This is a genomic window from Marinobacterium sp. LSUCC0821 (assembly GCF_012848475.1).
Classification (GTDB): domain Bacteria; phylum Pseudomonadota; class Gammaproteobacteria; order Pseudomonadales; family Balneatricaceae; genus Marinobacterium_E.
The window spans coordinates 2,278,371-2,298,140 of the sequence record NZ_CP051666.1 but is presented as its reverse complement, the minus strand read 5'-3'; the positions used below and the strand labels follow the sequence as shown (position 1 = coordinate 2,298,140).

General features: G+C 47.5%; 19 protein-coding genes. 3 read left to right on the top strand and 16 right to left on the bottom strand.

Features of this window, described 5'->3' with window-relative positions:
- Positions 1 to 26: 26 nt before the first annotated feature.
- From rnhB to rpsB, 14 genes are all read right to left on the bottom strand, one after another.
- Positions 27 to 626 (bottom strand): ribonuclease HII, encoded by a 600-nt coding sequence (gene rnhB, locus HH196_RS11230; RefSeq protein ID WP_169452204.1) that lies wholly within the window; start codon positions 624 to 626, stop codon positions 27 to 29.
- A 1-nt stretch (position 627) separates the two neighbouring features.
- A complete protein-coding gene (gene lpxB, locus HH196_RS11225) occupies positions 628 to 1,797 on the bottom strand; it encodes a lipid-A-disaccharide synthase (RefSeq protein WP_248276859.1) in 1,170 nt (389 codons plus the stop codon).
- The gene (gene lpxA / locus HH196_RS11220) at positions 1,781 to 2,551 is read right to left on the bottom strand and encodes an acyl-ACP--UDP-N-acetylglucosamine O-acyltransferase (RefSeq protein ID WP_169452202.1); all 771 of its coding nucleotides are present in this window, start codon (positions 2,549 to 2,551) and stop codon (positions 1,781 to 1,783) included. The genes lpxB and lpxA overlap by 17 nt, the downstream gene beginning before the upstream one ends.
- 3 nt (positions 2,552 to 2,554) lie before the next feature.
- Complete coding sequence (fabZ, locus tag HH196_RS11215; protein WP_169452201.1) at positions 2,555 to 2,992, bottom strand: 3-hydroxyacyl-ACP dehydratase FabZ; 438 nt, start codon at positions 2,990 to 2,992, stop codon at positions 2,555 to 2,557.
- Between the two features lie 3 nt (positions 2,993 to 2,995).
- Positions 2,996 to 4,039 carry a UDP-3-O-(3-hydroxymyristoyl)glucosamine N-acyltransferase gene (gene lpxD / locus HH196_RS11210; RefSeq protein ID WP_169452200.1) on the bottom strand — a complete coding sequence of 348 codons (1,044 nt, stop codon included), beginning with the start codon at positions 4,037 to 4,039 and terminating at the stop codon, positions 2,996 to 2,998.
- Positions 4,040 to 4,063: 24 nt separating this feature from the next.
- Positions 4,064 to 4,558 carry an OmpH family outer membrane protein gene (locus tag HH196_RS11205; RefSeq protein WP_169452199.1) on the bottom strand — a complete coding sequence of 165 codons (495 nt, stop codon included), beginning with the start codon at positions 4,556 to 4,558 and terminating at the stop codon, positions 4,064 to 4,066.
- A complete protein-coding gene (bamA, locus tag HH196_RS11200; protein WP_169452198.1) occupies positions 4,558 to 6,891 on the bottom strand; it encodes an outer membrane protein assembly factor BamA in 2,334 nt (777 codons plus the stop codon). Before bamA ends, HH196_RS11205 begins: the two co-directional genes overlap by 1 nt.
- An 18-nt stretch (positions 6,892 to 6,909) precedes the next feature.
- Positions 6,910 to 8,262, bottom strand: a complete 1,353-nt coding sequence (rseP, locus tag HH196_RS11195) for an RIP metalloprotease RseP (protein WP_169452197.1) — start codon at positions 8,260 to 8,262, stop codon at positions 6,910 to 6,912.
- Positions 8,263 to 8,270: 8 nt separating this feature from the next.
- Positions 8,271 to 9,077, bottom strand: coding sequence for a phosphatidate cytidylyltransferase (locus tag HH196_RS11190; RefSeq protein WP_169452196.1), 807 nt, complete (start codon positions 9,075 to 9,077; stop codon positions 8,271 to 8,273).
- A complete protein-coding gene (gene uppS, locus HH196_RS11185) occupies positions 9,070 to 9,831 on the bottom strand; it encodes a polyprenyl diphosphate synthase (RefSeq protein WP_169452195.1) in 762 nt (253 codons plus the stop codon). Before uppS ends, HH196_RS11190 begins: the two co-directional genes overlap by 8 nt.
- Before the next feature lie 40 nt (positions 9,832 to 9,871).
- On the bottom strand, positions 9,872 to 10,429 hold the full coding sequence (gene frr / locus HH196_RS11180; RefSeq protein ID WP_169452194.1) for a ribosome recycling factor: 558 nt from the start codon (positions 10,427 to 10,429) through the stop codon (positions 9,872 to 9,874).
- Positions 10,430 to 10,431: 2 nt separating this feature from the next.
- Entirely contained in the window at positions 10,432 to 11,181 is a 750-nt protein-coding gene (gene pyrH, locus HH196_RS11175; protein WP_169452193.1) for a UMP kinase, read from the bottom strand.
- A 95-nt stretch (positions 11,182 to 11,276) separates the two neighbouring features.
- A complete protein-coding gene (tsf, locus tag HH196_RS11170) occupies positions 11,277 to 12,137 on the bottom strand; it encodes a translation elongation factor Ts (RefSeq protein WP_169452192.1) in 861 nt (286 codons plus the stop codon).
- 104 nt (positions 12,138 to 12,241) lie between these two features.
- Positions 12,242 to 12,979, bottom strand: coding sequence for a 30S ribosomal protein S2 (gene rpsB / locus HH196_RS11165; protein WP_169452191.1), 738 nt, complete (start codon positions 12,977 to 12,979; stop codon positions 12,242 to 12,244).
- A gap of 383 nt (positions 12,980 to 13,362) precedes the next feature.
- Between rpsB and map the strand changes: the two genes are divergently transcribed.
- From map to HH196_RS11150, 3 genes are read left to right on the top strand one after another with little or no spacing between them, the layout of a single operon-like run.
- Complete coding sequence (map, locus tag HH196_RS11160) at positions 13,363 to 14,148, top strand: type I methionyl aminopeptidase (protein ID WP_169452190.1); 786 nt, start codon at positions 13,363 to 13,365, stop codon at positions 14,146 to 14,148.
- 41 nt (positions 14,149 to 14,189) lie between these two features.
- Positions 14,190 to 16,877, top strand: a complete 2,688-nt coding sequence (locus HH196_RS11155; RefSeq protein WP_169452189.1) for a [protein-PII] uridylyltransferase — start codon at positions 14,190 to 14,192, stop codon at positions 16,875 to 16,877.
- Positions 16,878 to 16,911: 34 nt separating this feature from the next.
- Positions 16,912 to 17,208: a DUF1244 domain-containing protein gene (locus HH196_RS11150; protein ID WP_169452188.1), complete on the top strand. Its 297-nt coding sequence runs from the start codon at positions 16,912 to 16,914 to the stop codon at positions 17,206 to 17,208.
- A gap of 189 nt (positions 17,209 to 17,397) precedes the next feature.
- Here HH196_RS11150 and HH196_RS11145 read toward each other — a convergent pair whose 3' ends face one another.
- The gene (locus HH196_RS11145) at positions 17,398 to 18,174 is read right to left on the bottom strand and encodes a TatD family hydrolase (protein ID WP_169452187.1); all 777 of its coding nucleotides are present in this window, start codon (positions 18,172 to 18,174) and stop codon (positions 17,398 to 17,400) included.
- 11 nt (positions 18,175 to 18,185) lie between these two features.
- Positions 18,186 to 19,769, bottom strand: a complete 1,584-nt coding sequence (locus tag HH196_RS11140; RefSeq protein ID WP_169452186.1) for a peptide chain release factor 3 — start codon at positions 19,767 to 19,769, stop codon at positions 18,186 to 18,188.
- Between the last annotated feature and the right edge of the window lies 1 nt (position 19,770).

The following is a 19,770-nucleotide window of genomic DNA, read 5'->3' as shown; positions in this document are numbered from 1 at the left end:
TTACTCCTTTATAAGCCAAACGGCCGTTAACTTAACTCGACTAAACGCTTAACCGGACCAAATGAGCGCCGATACTCTGGCAACACACCATGCTCTTCTAATAAACGCAGATGGTCCGCTGTGGGGTAACCCTTATGCTTAGCAAATTGATACTGCGGAAAGCGAGCGTCCAATTCTATCATCTGATGGTCACGATGTACCTTTGCGATAATGGATGCAGCACTAATTTCTGCCACCTTAGAGTCCCCTTTCACAACAGCTTCAACAGGATAAGGAATTTCAGGGCAGCGATTACCATCAACGTAGACAAAATCAGGCTTAGCTTTTAAACCCAATACAGCTCTGCGCATGGCCAGCATTGTTGCATGGAGAATATTGAGCTGATCGATTTCAGCTGGCGTTGCCACAGCAATAGACCAGGCCAGAGCTTTCTCCTTAATTTCAACTGCCAGCTGCTCGCGACGTTTCTCCGAAAGTTTTTTCGAATCCATCAAGCCATCAATCGGGTTATGTGGATCCAAGATAACGGCAGCGGCAACCACATCACCTACTAGAGGGCCACGACCTACCTCATCGACACCAGCAATAGACTGCACATCAGAAAAATCAAAACCGATCGTCTCCATGCTATCTCCTTGCCTCAATAAGGCGATCGACAGCCAGTGCTGCAGAGACATCGGAATCCATTCGAATCAGGGCGGACAAGTCCGAGAAGCGAGCGTGCAGATGATCACGATACGCCTCATCCTCAAGCGATCTTAATAGATGCGGGCCAAGCACCTCAGCCCTCACGGAATTTTGCAGCAGCTCCGGGATAAGCGACTCATTGGCAAGAAGATTGGGCAGAGAAACAAATTGTGTTTTCAGCATGCGTGAAATGATAGCGTAGGTCATTGCTGACATACGATAACTCACCACCATCGGGGTTCCGCACAACATCGCTTCAAGCGTTGCAGTACCCGAGGAGATCAACACAGAATCTGACGCCATCAGCACTGTCTGTGATTGACGTTTAACTAGGTGCGCTGAGATACGGCTGGCATGCGAAGCCAACATTTCAGATATCTGTTGGTAGCGTGCCTCATTGGCGGCGGGAATCACAAATTGCACATCAGCCCGCCGTTCTGACAACCAGATCGCTGTCTCAATAAAATCTGGCGTTAGATTAGCCACTTCAGAGCCACGACTCCCAGGCATCAACCCCACCACGGGACGAGAAGGGTCAAGACCCAGCTCCTCTTTAGCAGCCTCTTTAGTAATATCCAAGGGCAACCTAGAGGCGAGTGGATGGCCAATAAACTGAGCATCAACTCGACTATTTGCATAGTAAGCAGCTTCAAACGGCAAAAAACAGAGCATAAGATCGACTGACTGTTCGATCTTCTTAAGTCGCTTCTCACGCCAAGCCCATACAGAAGGGCTGACATAGTGAACAGTTGAAATACCAGCGGCCTTGAGCTTCCTTGCCAAACCTAAGTTAAAGTCTGGGGCATCTATTCCGATAAAAAGATCTGGCTTGTTACTTAACCAACGTTCAACCAACCCCTTGCGACGACCCAACAGCTCTCTCAAGCGTTTAAGCACCTCAACCAACCCCATGATAGAGAGTCGCTCCATTGGGAATAAGCTCTTAGCACCCTTGGCTTGCATGCGTTCGCCAGCCACACCTTCAAAAATAGCGTTGGGATAGAGTTTCTGAATCTGTTCGATTAGACCACTTCCGAGAATGTCACCCGACTCTTCGCCAGCAACAATCGCAACTCTTAAGGGTCTAGTTGATTTAGCGGATAATTCCACGAGTAGAGTTGCGCAACGAACGAAGAAGCGCATCCAAAGCAGGTTCTGAAGCAGCCTCGACAGCAAGTTTATCGATTGCATCGCTAAGCGACAGATTTTGTCGATAAACCGTTTTATAGGCATTCTTCAGTGCACGAATTGACTCTGCAGAGAAACCACGACGGCGCAAACCCTCAGCGTTGATACCGTGAGGTTTTGCAGCGTTACCTGTAGCGAGTGTGTAGGCAGGAATATCTTGTAATACCACAGTACCCGCACCACACATGACATGCGCACCTATGCGACAGAACTGATGCACCGCAGTGAATCCGCCAAGAATGGTATGGTCATCTACATGCACATGGCCTGCCAAGGCGGCATTGTTAGCAATGATAATGTGACTCCCCACAACACAGTCGTGAGCCACATGCACATTAGCCATAAAGAGGTTGTGATTTCCGATGCGAGTAATGCCCTGATCCTGAACAGTACCGCGGTGAATGGTACAACCTTCACGAATGGTGTTGTCATCACCGATCACAAGCTCTGTTGGCTCGCCGTCGTATTTCAGATCCTGACAATCCTCACCCACAGATGCGAATTGATAGATGTGGTTGTTGGCGCCAATTTTCGTAGGGCCTTTAATAACCACATGAGATTCAATACGTGTACCCGCCCCTATTTCGACATTAGGGCCGATATAGGTCCACGGACCTACAGTGACATCACTTGCCAGTCGAGCGGATGGATCAATAATCGCCTGTGGATGAATCAACGTTTAGACCTTACGATCAGCACAAAGAATGGTTGCAGAGCTAGCTAGAGCACCATCTACGGTCGCTTTAACTTCGAATTTCCAGATGCCGCGCTTCTCTGATAACACAGATGCTTCTAACTGCAGACGATCACCAGGTACTACTGGACGCTTAAAGCGCAGATTATCAGCACCAACAAAATAGTAAATTGAACCATCCTGAGGCGTCTTATCCATGGTTTTAAAGCCAAGGATCCCAGCAGCCTGCGCCATAGCCTCAACGATTAATACGCCGGGCATTACTGGATGATCTGGGAAGTGGCCATTGAAGAATGGCTCATTCACAGTCACGTTTTTGTAGGCAACAATCGACTCACCTGGAGTCAATTCTACAACACGATCAACAAGTAGGAATGGGTAGCGGTGTGGAAGGTACTTACGTATCTCGTTTACATCCATCATCTTTTAATCTTTACCTTCTGAAGCAAGCTGTTGGACGAGTAGCTCTAATTGCTTAACTCGCTGTGACAGTTGATCTAACTGTCTGAACCGCACCACGTTCCGTTTCCACTGAGCATGAGGTTCTAATCCGGTACCCGAAGAGTAAGCACCGGGTTCCTTAATTGAGCGACTCACCAGCGTCATCGCTGTGATATGTGTTTTATCGGCAATCTCAAGATGACCAGTAACACCACTCATACCTGCAATAGTACAATGACTACCGATACGAGTGCTACCAGCAATCGCTGTACAACCTGCAATTGCCGTACTTTCGCCGATTTGAACGTTGTGTGCTATCTGAATTTGGTTATCCAGCTTAACACCATTGGCAATATGGGTATTCTCAAGCGCGCCGCGATCAATCGTCGTTCCGGCACCGACTTCAACATCATCACCGATAGTCACACCACCGAGCTGAGCTATTTTCACCCAACCTTTACCATCGTGCGCAAAACCAAAACCATCCGCACCAATCACAGCACCTGAGTGAATCAAACAACGCTGCCCGATCTCTACACCCGGGTAGATAGATACATTAGCCTCCAATCGTGACTGCTCCCCAACAACAGAGCCGCAACCCACTACACTGTTGGGGCCAATGTACGCACCCTCTGATACAACTGCACCCGCTTCAATCACGGCTCCAGCAGATACATAAGCTGCTGGAGAAACAAGTGCTTCAGGGTGAATGGATGCCCGATCAGATTGAAAGCCCTGGACTTCAACACGCCAATCGAATAGTTGAGTCACCTGAGCAAAAGCGAGATAGGGATTGGCAACAACGATCGCAGAGTTAGGTACCAGCGACGCAAACTCGTCGGAAACCAGCACAACACCCGCTTTAGATGAAGATAACTGTGAATGATATTTGGAGTTCGATAGAAAACTAATTTGGATAGGCGAGCCTGCAGCAAGCGTTGAAACACCAGATACAGATAGATCCTCACCCACTAGGGTTCCACCTACCAAATTGGCAATTTCGGATGCATTAATATGCTTATTGGTCACTCAGTATCCTAGTCTCTGTGCGGGCTATTTAAGCTCGTTAAGCTTTTTAACAACATCAGCAGTGATATCTACACCAGGCTCGGTATAGATAGCAGACTGGCGATTCAAGATCACCGAAATCTGACGTTCTTGAATGAGCTGTTTTATCACCTCATCCAATTTAGGTCGTATACCTTGAATAAACGCCTGCTCTTTCTGCGCGCGAAGCTGCTGAAGAGCTTGCCCCTGTTTCTGGTATTCGCCATAAACCTTTTGGAACTGCATCTGCTTACGCTGCAACTCTTCAGTAGAGAGCAGGCCTTTACTCTTCTCCAAATCTGCTTGCAACTGACGCGCCTGCTGCTCGAGATCTTTAACAGCCTTCTCATCAGACTGAGTCGACTGTAAAAGAGATGCTGAGAATGCCTTTGCTGGCTCTGATGCACGAAGCGCAGCATCAACGTCTAATAATACCATCGCCCCAGCATTAACATTTGATGCTAGCAACACCAATAGAAAGGAAAAACTGATATTTTTCATCAGAATGTTTGCCCTAGTGCAAACTGAACAGATTCGGTTGTGTCTCCTGTTTGAGCATTAAGTGCCTGACCAAAAGATATTGAAAGCGGACCAATAGCTGTTATCCAACTGATAGCCACACCAGCGGAAAGTCTAAGGTCATCAAGATTAATATTCGAAGAACAGTTATCTAAACCACCACAATTTGTGGCATAAACGTTGCCAGCATCCATGAAGGCAATACCGCGAATCGACTCATTATCAATGAATGGTGCAGGGAAAATTAACTCCGCAGAGCCTGAAACTAAAATGTTACCGCCGATAGTATCCTGAGTACTAGGATCTCTAGGCCCCAAACTATTATTAGCGTAACCTCGCACCGTTCTTAAACCACCTGCAAAAAAGTTTTGATAAAATGGGTATGGGCTACCATCAAGAGAATCAGCGTATCCATTACGAGTTTTTAAACCTAAAACCCAAGTATGATCACGATCTAGTGGTTTGTAGTATCTAGCTAAAAGAGAGGTTTTAAAGTAACTAAGGTCTCCACCAGGAACTGCAACATCGGCATTAATTTCATTCAAATAACCATCTGTCGGGAAAAAACCATTATTCAAATGATTATCCTTCCAACGAGCGGTTAGATTGTAAGTTAGGTAATTGTCGCTAAGGCCAGAAACAAACGTCGTTATAGTTGAAGGGATATTTATATCATTAACCCCGTCATTATCAGCATCTTTAAAGTTTATGTTCAACTGTGTGTTATCTATGCCTACACCAAGAGTTATTCTCTGATACTCATCTAAGGGATAACCAAAGTTAATAGAACCGCCCACTTCATTCGTGTTGTAGTTTGAAACATCACTAGCAGCAAAGTCACGTTGACGGTAGTAAGCTTTGTAACCGCGACCTACACCATCTAAAGTGTAATAGGGATCATTAAAGTTAAATGAGTACTCGGTTAAAACCTGAGAGTTACTAAAGGCAAAGCCAAATTGCTTACCAGAACCTAGGAAGTTATCTTGCTGTAGAGATAGATCGAAAAGAATACCGTCAGCGCTTGAGTACCCAATTCCAGCTGCAATTTGACCCAACTGCTGCTCTTCAACAGTAAACTCTAAATCAACCTGATCATCCGACCCCGGAACAGGCTTGGAAACTACATTAACCTTACTAAAGAAACCAGTGCGATTCAGCCTAGACTTAGACTTCTCGATCAAATCAGCACTTGCGATGGCACCTTCCATTTGAGGTAGTTCACGACGAATCACCTCATCTGCCGTCATGGAGTTACCTCGAATTTCGATACGGCGAATCGAGGTTAGCTTACCAGGCTCAACATAAAACTTAAGCTTCACACTATCTTTGCCATCCACCTCAGGGATTGCATTAGATCGAGCAGCAAGATATCCAGAATTACCTAGTTCGCGCTGAATTAAGTCATTTGATTCAACGATCATCTTTCTATTAAACAACTCGCCAGCAGCGACCTGCAAATGCTGTTCAAGCTGCTCTTTTGGAACTGCCAAATTTCCAGTAATTTCAACTGACTTCAAGTAAAACTGGGCCCCCTCAGATACGTTTATTGTTAAATAAACTTGTTTCTGATCAGGACTGATAGAGACATCGGTTGAGGTAACTTCAAACTGCATGTAACCGCGATCAAGATAAAATGAGCGAAGTCTTTCGATATCAGCAGAGAGCTTTTCTCGAGCATACTTGTCATTGTCGGTCCACCAAGAGAATGCGTTAGTGACACTCAGATCAAATAGGGGCAGCAACTCCTCATCACTAAACTGCTTGTTACCGATAATAGAAACTTTCTCGATAACTGCGCTTTTGCCCTCTTTAATCGAAATATTTAAAGCAACACGATTGGTCGAGAGCTCTTCAATTTCAGAGTTAACCTGTGCAGTGTAACGACCTGCCTCGTTATAAACTTTAAGAAGCTCAAGGCGAATTTGATCAAGAGCAGAACGCTTAAAGATAGAGCCTTCATCTAAACCTGATCTTTTAAGAGCTGCGCGCAGTTGCTCTTCTTTAATCAAGTCATTTCCTTCAAGCCTAATTAGAGCAATTGATGGACGCTCCTTTACTCGAACAACGAGAACATCACCATCACGAAGCAGTTCAACATCATCAAAATAACCCGAATCAAAGAGATCTTTGGTTGCTTCGTTCAAACGGCGATCATCAACCTGATCACCACGAAGAATTGGGAAGTTACGAAAAACGATACCAGGCTCAACCTGCTGCAAACCTTCGATACGAATATCATCAACTGCAAAGTCAGCCGCATACACAGAGGTAGAGAGAAGAAGTGCAGCCAAGGATAGTAAGAGAGAACGCTTCATTCAAAATAGTCCTAAGCGCTATAGACGCGCTATATCGTTAATCATCGCCAGCGCCATCAAGCTAAATAGCAGCGCCATGCCAATACGCATTCCGAACATCTGCACTTTTTCGCTCACAGGGCGACCACGTACAAGCTCGACAATGTAGTACACCAAATGCCCTCCATCGAGCATTGGAATCGGCAGCAAGTTGAGCACACCCAAACTGATACTCAAATAGGCCAAGAAGCTGATAAATGATTCAAGGCCCGATGCTGCTGAAGCTCCTGCCACTTTAGCAATGGTGATTGGCCCACTCAAGTTTTTAACTGAGATAGCCCCAAGAATCATCTTTTTAATTGAGTCTAGCGTCAGACCGATCATTTGCGACGTTTTAGAGAAACCGCTCACAAGTGCATCTATCGGCCCTTGACTCAAATCACGCAACATCGAATCTGGCCACTCCGGCACAACGACTCCTGCACCAATATAACCCTGATCTGAACCAGGCTCTGGGCGTAGCGACGGAGTAACATCAAGCACTAAACGCGCGTCCGCACGCAACACTTCAAATTGTAAAAGCTGATTTGGTGAAGCCTGGACAATTCCAACTAGATCCATCCAATTTGGAACAGCAACACCGTTAATAGCAAGCACTAGGTCATCAGAACGAAGACCTGCGCGCATTGCCGGTCCATCTTCAGATAGCTGACCGATTCTTGGCTCAACTTCGGGCTGCCATGGGCGCAATCCTAAAGCTCGAAGTGGTGACTCACTCTCAAGATCCACAGCCCAACTGTCGATCGGAAGTGTGTAACTACGCAGCCAACCAGATTCAGGCTCTCCGGCTCTAATCTCGATCGATCCTGTTTCGCCGACACGGGCAGCTAAGGCTAAATTAACCTCTTCCCAAGCAAGGACCTCACGACCATCGATCTCAACAATCTCAGATCCTGCCTGTAGACCAGCCACTTCAGCGAGTGAGCCAGGGGCAATTGACCCAATAACAGGCTTCACAACCGTCACACCTGAAACGAAGAGAGCCCAGTATGCCAATACTGCAAAGATAAGATTTACGAAAGGACCCGCAGCCACAATAGCGATGCGCTGCAGCACAGATTTATTATTGAAGGCTTGGTTTTTAAGGTGATCTGGAACTGGAGCTTCACGCTCATCCAGCATGCGAACATACCCACCCAAAGGTATAGCAGCTACCGCATACTCAGTGCCATCCTTTGCAGTTCGCATCCACAGGGGCTTACCAAAACCGACCGAGAAACGCAGCACCTTGACACCACACAAGCGCGCCACAAAGTAGTGACCCCACTCATGGATAGTAACTAATACACCTAAGGTAACCAGTGTCGCTAAAATAGTTTGCAACAAACCCATTAAAGCCTCTAAAGAATTGGCAGAATCAAAATACCGAGAAGAAAAATTGGCGCGGCAGCTGTCAGCGAGTCGATTCGATCAAGCACACCACCATGCCCAGGCAAAATATTGCCGCTATCTTTGATGCCACGCTCACGCTTGAACATACTCTCAAATAGATCACCAAATACAGATACTACACCGGTAATCAATGCCAGCAAGAGCAGCGCGACTACAGCTACTGGCGAGACTCCCATAACGATTGAGAATCCAAGACCAATCAAAAGACATGCAAGCAGACCGCCATACATACCCTCTCGGGTTTTTCCTGGACTCACTTTTGGAATGAGCTTGACGCGTCCGAAACGCTTGCCCGCAAAGTAGGCGCCAATATCAGCCCCCCAAACCAACAGGAATAACATCACCAACAGCGTGTGTCCCTGTTCATGCGACTTCAAACCGACCATAGCGACCCAGGAGGGGATCAATACACAAATACCAATGAGTAGTTTTGTCAGCTTCTGATCGACACCAAGAGTGCTTGGGTATTTAAGAACTCGCGAAATAGCGAACACCCAAAAACCTGCAGTCAAAATCAAGAGCATAGGCGTTAACTGGGTTAAAAGTGGCGACAATAGAGCCATGATTAGCGCGACTACAGCAACAAATGCGTAACGCTCTCGACGAGTATGAACCGCAAAGTTCGCCCACTCCCAGGCGCCGATGAGCGTTACCAGCCCCATAACCACAGAGAACAGTGAAGGCGGTAGAAGAAAAACCGCACCTAGCGCAACTGGGGCCAGTATTGAAGCTGTAATGACACGTTGCTTAAACATTATCACCTGCCTCTACCTGCTCACTTGTACGCCCAAAACGACGCTCGCGAGTTTGGAAATCTTTAATAGCACCTAAAATTTCAGCGTGGCCAAAATCTGGCCAGAAAAGATCGCTATAGTAAAACTCAGTGTAAGCAAACTGCCAGATCAAGAAATTGCTGACACGCTGTTCACCACCTGTGCGAATACAGAGATCAGGTAATGGCTGGTCCGCCATTGAAACCCGCTGAGAGATCATCTCTGAATCGATATCACTAGGAGCTAATTCGCCCGTCTGAACTTTTTCGGCTAACTGCTGAACTGCCTGAGTAATATCCCACTGCCCACCGTAGTTTGCAGCTATATTCAGATTGAGTGCAGTGCAGTGCTCAGTTGCCGCTTCACCCTTGGCTATGCGGGCCTGCAGCGACTCAGAGAAGCCAGACTTATCGCCAATAACACGAAGACGGATATTGTTCTTGATTAGCTTTTTGACTTCACGATCAAGCGCCCAGGCAAAAAGATCCATGAGCCCGCTCACTTCATTCGCAGGGCGACGCCAATTTTCAGAACTGAATGCAAAAAGGGTAAGTGACTCGACACCGGCTTCCATACAGCCGCGAATCACATCACGCACGCTATCAACGCCAGCCTTATGCCCAGCTAACGATGGCAATCTGCGCTCTTTGGCCCAACGATTATTGCCGTCCATGATCACAGCGATATGGCGGGGAACTGGGCGGATTGTTTGGGTCTTATCGTTATTATCGGCCATTAAAAGGTCGGTCCTAGCATAGAGCTAGACCTGAAGGAGATTAGATCTCCATCAGATCCTTCTCTTTCTGAGCAAGTAGCTTCTCAATTTCAGCAACATGCTTGTCGGTCTCTTTCTGAACCTGATCTTCGCCACGACGAGCATCATCTTCAGTGATCTCTTTCTCCTTCAGAAGATCTTTAATATCGCCATTTGCATCACGACGCACATTACGCACAGCAACACGCGCACCTTCAGCTTCCTGACGCGCCTGACGAATGTAGCCTTTACGCGTCTCTTCAGTAAGAGCGGGCATTGGCACACGAATAATATCACCCGCAGTCGCTGGGTTAAGACCTAGATCAGACTTCATGATCGCCTTCTCAATCTCAGGCACCATTGGCTTTTCCCAAGGGATAATTGAGAGAGTACGCGCATCTTCCACAGTCACGTTAGCTACCTGATTAATTGGCATCTCTGAGCCATAGTAGTTAACTTTTACAGAATCTAGAATCGCAGGTGTGGCACGACCTGTACGAATTCTTTTGAACTGCTCAATCAGCGACTCAACGCTCTTAGCCATGCGCTGATCAGCGTCTTTAACGATATCATTAATCATTCTTATTTATCTCCAAGATCACGGCAGCTATCAATCAGCGTGCCCTCATCGCCACCCACCAACAGGTTAACAAGCGCACCGTGCTTATTCATATTGAATACGCGCACAGGCATGTCGTGGTCGCGAGTTAGACAGATAGCTGTCATATCCATTACACCCAACTGCTTTTCAAGCACTTCATCGAAGCTAAGACGGTCATAACGGACAGCAGTAGGATCTTTCATTGGATCCGCTGTGTAGACACCATCAACTTTGGTCGCTTTAAGGACAACATCAGCTTCGATCTCAATACCGCGCAAACAAGCAGCTGAGTCTGTAGTAAAGAAGGGGTTACCGGTACCAGCCGCGAAGATCACCACATCACCCTGAGATAGGTAACGCATCGCATTTCTGCGATCATATTGATCTACCACGCCGCTCATCGGAATTGCAGACATAACGCGTGTTGCAATGTTGCACTGCTCAAGCGCATCACGCATCGCTAACGCATTCATAACGGTAGCAAGCATACCCATGTGGTCGCCTGTTACACGATCCAGTCCCGCTGCGCTTAATGCAGCACCACGGAACAGGTTACCACCACCAATCACCATACCGACCTGAACACCGATTCCGACCAACTGGCCGATCTCAAGTGCCATACGGTGAAGTACTTTAGGGTCGATGCCGAAATTCTCCTCGCCCATCAACGCTTCACCACTAAGTTTTAGCAGTATGCGCTTATATTTTGAGTTTGGTTTAGATGCGGCCATGGACACCTCCGATACAGGCGAAAAATTGCAGTGGAATAAAGGTATATCGAAAGCAACTAGCCCCGCAAGTATGCAGGGCTAGTTTTGGAGCAGAATTAGCCTTTTAGCTGTTCTGCAACTTCTTGTGCGAAGTCTTTCTTCTCAACTTCAATACCTTCACCTACTTCTAGACGAGTAAAGCCGTTGATATCTGCGCCAGCAGCTGAGATTAGCTTACCAACTGTAAGCTCTGGATTCTTAACGAACGCCTGCTCAACAAGGCTGTTTTCAGCAAGGAACTTCTTAACTCGACCCACAGCCATCTTCTCTTTGATTTCCTGTGGTTTGCCTTCCATATCAGGCTGAGCCATGATGATCTCTTTCTCTTTATCCAGCTCAGCTTGAGACATATCTTCAGGCTTACAAACGCGTGGGTTAGAGGCTGTAACGTGCATCGCAACATCACGAGCAAGTTCAGCATCGCCACCAGTTAGAGAAACTAGAACAGCGATACGGTTGTTAGAGTGAACGTAACCATCAACCACCGCACCTTCAACAAGTTCAACACGACGAACGGTGATGTTTTCACCGATCTTCTGAACAAGCGCCTCACGAGTAGACTCTAGTTCTCCAGCCATAAGGGCAGCAACATCGGTCTGCTTGTCAGCAAATGCTTTATCAAGAACTTTGTTTACGAAGCCAAGGAAACCTTCATCACGAGCAACGAAGTCAGTTTCAGAGTTAACTTCAAGAAGAACACCGTAGCTAGCGTCATCAGCAACACGAACAGCAACAACACCGTCAGCTGCTGTACGGCCAGCTTTTTTAGCTGCCTTTAGACCAGATGACTTACGAAGATCATCAATCGCTTTTTCAATGTCGCCTTCAGCAGCAGTCAGTGCCTGCTTACATTCCATCATGCCAAGACCAGTACGGTCACGCAGCTCTTTAACCATTGCTGCAGAGATAGTTGCCATTACGCAATCCTCTTAAAATTTACAGTTCAAATTCAAAAAAAGGGGGCAATGAAGCCCCCTTGTTTGTATATGTTGTCAGGCTTTTATAACAAACTTATGACTGATTACTCAGCCGCTGCCTGCTCTTCAACCTCAACGAATTCGCTTGGAGCACCAGCGTTTGCTTCGTTGCCTTCTAGACAAGCATCAGCGATAGACTGAGCGTAGATCTGGATAGCGCGAAGTGCGTCGTCGTTACCTGGGATAACGTAATCAACGCCATCTGGGTTGCTGTTTGTATCAACAACACCGATAACTGGGATGCCTAGCTTGTTAGCTTCGTTGATAGCGATACGCTCGTGGTCAACGTCGATAACGAATAGTGCGTCTGGAAGACCGCCCATATCCTTGATACCACCGATAGAAAGCTCAAGCTTTTCCATCTCACGAGCACGCATTAGTGCTTCTTTCTTAGTTAGCTTCGCGAAAGTACCGTCCTGAGACTGAGCTTCAAGATCACGTAGACGACGGATCGACTGACGGATAGTCTTGTAGTTAGTCAGCATACCACCCAACCAACGGTGGTTTACGTACGGCATGCCAGCACGTGAAGCTTCTTCTTTAACAACCTTAGCAGCTGCACGCTTAGTACCAACGAAAAGAATCTTGTTCTTGTTCGAAGCCATACCTTTAACAACGTCAAGCGCGTTGTTCATAGCAGGTAGCGTGTGCTCAAGGTTGATGATATGAATTTTGTTGCGCGCGCCGAAGATGAACTTCGACATTTTTGGGTTCCAGTAACGAGTCTGGTGACCGAAGTGTACGCCTGCTTTAAGCAGGTCACGCATATTAACTTTTGCCATTTTGCAATTTCCTTTAGGGTTTAAACCTCCACACCCCCCATATATCAACCCTTTCGGGCACCCAGATACACGTGACGAAGTGTGTGTGTTTTAGTTATGTGCCGAGGCACGAAATTTTGGAGCGCAGTTTATACCATAACAACCAAGTTTTGAGAAGTTATTTAATTCATTGCCCACCACAAAAACGGATGTCGGGCTGAAAGCCAGACACCACGAAAAACCCCACCTTCGGAGTAACGGTGTCTGGCCATCTACCTGACATCTGCTTTCATTTTACGTTACAAACATCGGTAGACCCTGCGCCTACCTCCTGTACAATAAGCACTATCAAAACACGCTTTAAATACCCAAAGCGTTACACACCGATTTAGATAGGATTTCCGATGACTATTATCATCAAAACAGCTGATGAAATTGAAAAGATGCGTGTCGCTGGCCGTTTGGCTGCAGAAGTACTCGAAATGATCGAAGAGCATGTTCAGCCTGGCATCACGACTAACGAGCTGGACAAGATCTGTCACGACTACATTGTTGATGTACAAAAGGCGATCCCTGCACCGCTTGACTACCATGGATTCCCTAAATCTATCTGCACTTCAGTGAATGAGGTTGTGTGTCACGGCATCCCGAATGACCGCCCACTTAAAGCAGGCGACATCGTTAACCTCGATATCACCGTGATCAAAGATGGTTACCACGGCGACACCAGCAAAATGTTCTGCGTAGGCGAAGTACCTCAATTCGCTTCACGCTTGTGTAAAGTTACCCAGGAGTGCATGAATCTCGGAATCGAGATGGTGAAACCAGGCACCGATCTTCGCGACATTGGCAAGGCGATACAGAAACATGCTGAAGCAAATCACTACTCCGTGGTTCGTGAATACTGTGGTCATGGAATCGGCGCAGGCTTTCATGAAGAGCCCCAGGTGATGCACTACTACGATCCAAAAGAGTCTCTATTTCGTGAAGCCGTTATTCTTGAAGAGGGAATGTGTTTCACGATTGAACCTATGATCAACCTTCGCAAACGCCAGGTCACGCTTGACAAGAACGATGGCTGGACAGTTCGCACTAAAGATAGATCTCTTTCAGCTCAGTATGAACACACTATTCTAGTGACTGCTGATGGCCATGAGATCCTAACCCTTCGTAACGAAGAGCGAGCATAACTCGCCGCACTGATTAATCCGCTGCGTTAAGGAGCAGACCCATGCAGGTGTCACCCGTTCCAATCAAAGGTATTGAGCAGTTTTTGGATACCGATCTACTGCTTGAGAAAATCGCATCTGGCTCACTTACCGCAGCACTTAAAGCGGTCATTAAAGATTCGACTCATAAGATGCACGAGGCCTTTAAGGCCAAAGAGGATATTCGCAAACTGATATATGGCCGCGCTTGGGTCATAGATCAAATTTTGCGCGTTGTTTGGGATAACTTTGAATGGCCAAGTGAGGAGCAAATCTCCTTAATAGCTGTCGGCGGTTATGGACGTGGCGAACTCCACCCCCATTCAGATGTCGACATTCTCATTCTTTTGGATGGCGTTGATGCAACCGAATACGAAACGTCCATCAGCGGCTTCTTAACTCTTCTTTGGGATATTAATCTTGATATCGGCTCTAGTGTTCGCTCAATTGAGGAGTGTTACAACGAGTGTAAACACGACATCACAATCGCCACCAACCTAATAGAGTCACGCGCGCTAACAGGCAATCCAGCGCTTCAACAGCGCATGTATGATCGCGTCACATCTGATGATGCTTGGACCGACTCCGAATTTTTCAAAGCGAAGCTTAAAGAGCAGACCGAGCGTCATAGCGCGACCAACAACACTGAGTACAACTTAGAACCCAACATCAAAAACTCACCTGGCGGCTTACGAGATCTACAGACCGTGGGTTGGGTGGCTAAACGTCACTTCGGTGCGACCTACATTAAAGATTTGGTCCACCACGGATTTTTGACAGAGTCTGAATTAGAGACCCTCAACCGAGGAGAGCTCTACCTTTGGACAATTCGTTATGCACTCCACATGCACAATAAGCGCCGTGAGGACCGTCTCCTTTTTGACCACCAGCGCACACTAGCGGAATATTTCAACTACGAAACCAATGATGAATCACTCGCAGTAGAGCAGTTCATGAGCAAATACTACCGTATCGCAAAAGCGATGGCGGGTTTCAACGACATGCTCCTGCAATACTTCGATGAAGTTATCCTTCGTGCCGACGATGATCATGAAGTTCGCACACTAAACTCTCGATTTATTGTTCGCGACAACTACCTTGCCGTCGCACACAAAAAGGTTTTTCAGCACAACCCCTTTGCAATATTAGAGCTGTTTGTGCTGATGGCCCAAAACCCAGACATCAAGGGTGTTCGAGCATCAACAATTCGCCTACTACGCGATCACCGCCATCTAATAGATGATGAGTTCCGCAATGATCTGCGCAACACATCGCTCTTTATGGAGCTACTTCGCTCACCAGAGCGCGTTTCAACAGAACTAAAACGTATGAATCGCTATGGTATTCTCGGGCTCTACCTACCTGAGTTTGGCAATATTGTCGGCCAGATGCAGCATGATTTGTTCCACATATACACGGTTGATGCCCACACGCTCAAAGTGATTCAGATGATGCGGCAGTTCCGCCACACTGAATTTAGAGACACCTTCCCTGTGGCGCATCGCGTGGTTAACAACCTTCCAAAGATTGAACTGCTTTATGTAGCCGGTCTCTATCACGACATTGCTAAGGGGCGTGGCGGGGACCACTCTGAACTAGGCGCAGTTGATGCTATCGAATTCTGTAATCGACACCATTTGGGCAAATGGGATGGCGCGCTTGTCGCCTGGCTTGTTGGGAAGCATCTATTAATGTCGATGACTGCACAACGTCGCGACATCTCTGACCCAGAAGTGATTCATGAGTTTGCATCCATTGTTGGTGACGTAACCCACCTAGACTACCTCTACGTAATGACCGTTGCAGATATTAATGCCACCAACAATGAGCTTTGGAACTCTTGGCGCGCAACCCTAATGCGCCAGCTCTATGCCGAAACACGCCGCGCCCTGCGCCGCGGTCTCGAGAACCCAATCGGTAAAGAGGAGCTCGTCGAGCAGACCCAATTCGAAGCGATGCAATCTCTGCAACGTGTCGGTGCAGATAAGCGTGCAGTTGAGGAGTTTTGGGCACTACTCGGTGATGATTACTTCCTTCGCGTAGATAGCCGCGCAATTGCGCGACATACTCAAGCGATACTTGAGCATGGTAATCAACAGCTGCCGGTAGTGAATCTCCACAGACACAGCTTTAGGGCGCATGAAGGGGCGACTGAGATTTTCATCTACGCTCCTGATACAAACAACCTATTTGCGGCAACAGTAGCGGCACTGGACCAACTACACCTAAGCGTTCAGGATGCGCGCATCATAGCGACCAATAACGGTTACACCTTAAACACCTATACCGTGCTCGATGAGGATAATCAGCCGCTAAGCGACAATCCTGATTATCTGCGTGAAATCCAGGATTACCTAGTAGAACAACTTGATGACCCCGATGATTTCCCCGAGATTATTCACCGTCGCGTACCAAGACAGCTTAAGTTATTCCCAATTAAAACCAGCGCGTCGATGCACACCGACCCCGTGCTACAGCAGACCGTACTTGAGGTATTCACCGCCGATCGCCCTGGACTGCTGTCTCGTATAGGACGTATCTTCGCGCAGTTTGAAGTAAACGTTCATAAGGCAAAAATCGCCAACATCGCCGAGCGCGTGGAGGACTTCTTCTACGTCACCGATGTGAACAAACAGCCTATTACAGATCCCGAGATTTGCGATCGACTTACACACGCGATCTGCGACGAACTCGACCAGCATATGCATTGATAGATAAACGTATTTATAAAGATTAGGAGCCGACATGGACCAACAGACTAAAACCGAGATTGAAGCAGCCGTTTTCCGTCGCTTACTCACCCACTTTGATAACCACAAAGAGGTGCAGAACATCGACCTAATGAACCTTGCAAGCTTCTGCCGTAACTGCCTCTCTAAATGGTATGTAGCTGCTGCCGAAGAGCGCGGTGAGAGCATCGATTACGAGCAGGCTCGTGAGCTTGTTTACGGCGAGCCATACGCAGATTGGAAAGATAAGTACCAGAGCGAAGCAACTGCAGACCAGATCGCTAAATACAATGAAGTAACTGGTAGTAAATAAATATTTGCTACCTTGGTGACAGGCCTTCAGCCTGTCATCCGCAATAGCAGCACTTTCCAGAGCTGGTAGTGCACATACCGGGGTCATACAATTGAGGTCAGAGTAGTCTAACGCCCTTTGGGTGTTAGACTACTCTGACCCCGGTATAAAGCGTCAATCAATGAGCGCCTTCAGGCTCAGGACAAACACCTAGAGCCCGAACAACTGCTTAGCATTCGCCGTTGTTTGCTCTGCTACCTCTTCAACAGAAATTCCACGCAGCTGGGCTAAACACTCTGCTACCAGCTTAACTCGAGAGGGGCGATTAGACTCTCCTTGAAAGCCATTCAGCGGCATATCAGGCGCATCAGTTTCGAGCAAAATTTCTGTTAACGGAATTTCAACAACGACTTTTCGAAGACGCTGAGCACGCTCATAGGTGATTGAACCACCGATACCAATTTTAAAACCCAACCTTGTAGACTCTTGAGCTTGCTGAATACTGCCCGAGAATGCATGGGCAACGCCGCCTGCTTTCAGTTGATGTCTACGTAGGGACTTCAAAACCAGATCGACAGATCGCCTCACATGCAAAATGACGGGTAGTTCAAACTGCTTCGCAAGCTCAAGCTGAGCGTCAAATAACTGCAGCTGTTGCTCCAATTGAGGGTTTTCAATAAAGAGATCTAACCCGCACTCGCCCACAGCGACGATATTGGAGTGAGTTCGCAAAAGCGATTCTAGCCGTTCAATATCAGTCTTAAGCGAGTGATGATTAAGAAAACAGGGGTGCAGACCAAGAGCTGCATAGCGAGTGACTGGGTGATGGAATAGCGTAGAGTCCAAAACACGTTGCCATTCGGCAGCAGTGACACCGGGAATGATGATCTGGTTTACACCTGCATCAGCGCAGGCGTCCAGTTCTTGCTCGAGTCCCTCTGCCAATTCGGGAAAATCGAGATGGCAGTGGGAGTCGATGAGGTTCATTTTATAACCGCTTAGTGCTCACGAGTTGCTCGGAACTCAACGTCCGGCCAGCGCTCTTCGGTCAAATTAAGATTTACACGAGTTGGCGCCAAATAAGTCAAAAGACCAGCACCATCTTCGGCAAGATTGTCGTGCGCTTTTTTACGGAAGTCATTGAGCATTTTAGCGTCGTTACACTCGACCCAACGCGCTGTGGCAACAGTGATCGGCTCATAGAGACAATCCACCTTGTACTCATCTTTCAAACGGTACATCACCACATCAAACTGAAGCTGACCGACTGCGCCAAGAATCAGATCGTTGTTGCGCAATGGCATAAAGAGCTGCACCGCACCCTCTTCCGACAATTGCTGCAGGCCTTTCTGAAGCTGTTTCATTTTGAGTGGGTCGATTGGACGTACACGACGGAAAAGCTCTGGCGCGAAGTGGGGAATACCTGTGAATTTGAGCTCTTCACCCTCGGTAAAGGTATCACCAATCTGAATGGTGCCATGGTTGTGCAGGCCAATAATATCGCCCGACCACGCCTCTTCAACAGCCTCACGATCACCTGCAACAAAGGTCACTGCATCGGCAATACGCACATCCTTGCCGATACGTGAATGACGCATCTTCAAGCCCTTGGTGTATTTACCAGAACAGATACGCATGAAGGCAATACGGTCACGGTGTTTTGGATCCATGTTGGCCTGAATTTTGAAGATAAAGCCTGAGAATTTCTCTTCATCAGCATTAACTTCACGAGTCTCAGTTGCACGCTGGCTTGGTGCTGGCGCCCAATCAACAAAGTCATGCATCATCTCGCGCACACCAAAGTTACCGAGTGCTGTACCGAAGAATACTGGCGTCTGTGTACCCGCTAGATAAGCATCAATGCTCCACTCATGGGTAGCCCCGCGCACCAACTCGATCTCTTCACAGAAATCTTCATACTCAGCACCCAGCAGGGTTTTCGCTTCGTCGCTCTCGAGACCTTCAATGGTCTTCTGTTCAGCAAGTAGATGACCCTGACCTTTGGTAAAGAGGTGAATCGTATCGGTGTAGAGGTTGTAGACCCCTTTAAAACGCTGACCTGAACCAATTGGCCAGTTAATCGGTGCAGCTTCAATCTTGAGGACAGACTCAATCTCATCCAACAACTCAATAGGGTCACGAATTTCACGGTCAAGTTTGTTCACGAACGAGAAGATAGGCGTATCACGAAGGCGACACACTTCCATCAGTTTGATTGTGCGATCTTCGACACCCTTCGCGCCGTCAACCACCATCAATGCAGAGTCAACCGCAGTCAGTGTTCGGTAGGTATCTTCAGAGAAGTCTTCGTGTCCCGGAGTATCAAGCAGGTTCACGATACGTTCACGGAACGGGAACTGCATCACAGAAGAGGTAATCGAAATACCACGCTCCTGCTCCATCGACATCCAGTCCGACGTTGCATGGCGATCGCTACCACGACCTTTTACGGTACCCGCCACCTGAATCAACTGACCTAAAAGTAACAGCTTTTCGGTGATAGTAGTTTTACCCGCATCAGGGTGCGAAATGATTGCGAAGGTGCGTCGTTTAGCGACTTCGGCATGCAGAGCGTTTGACATG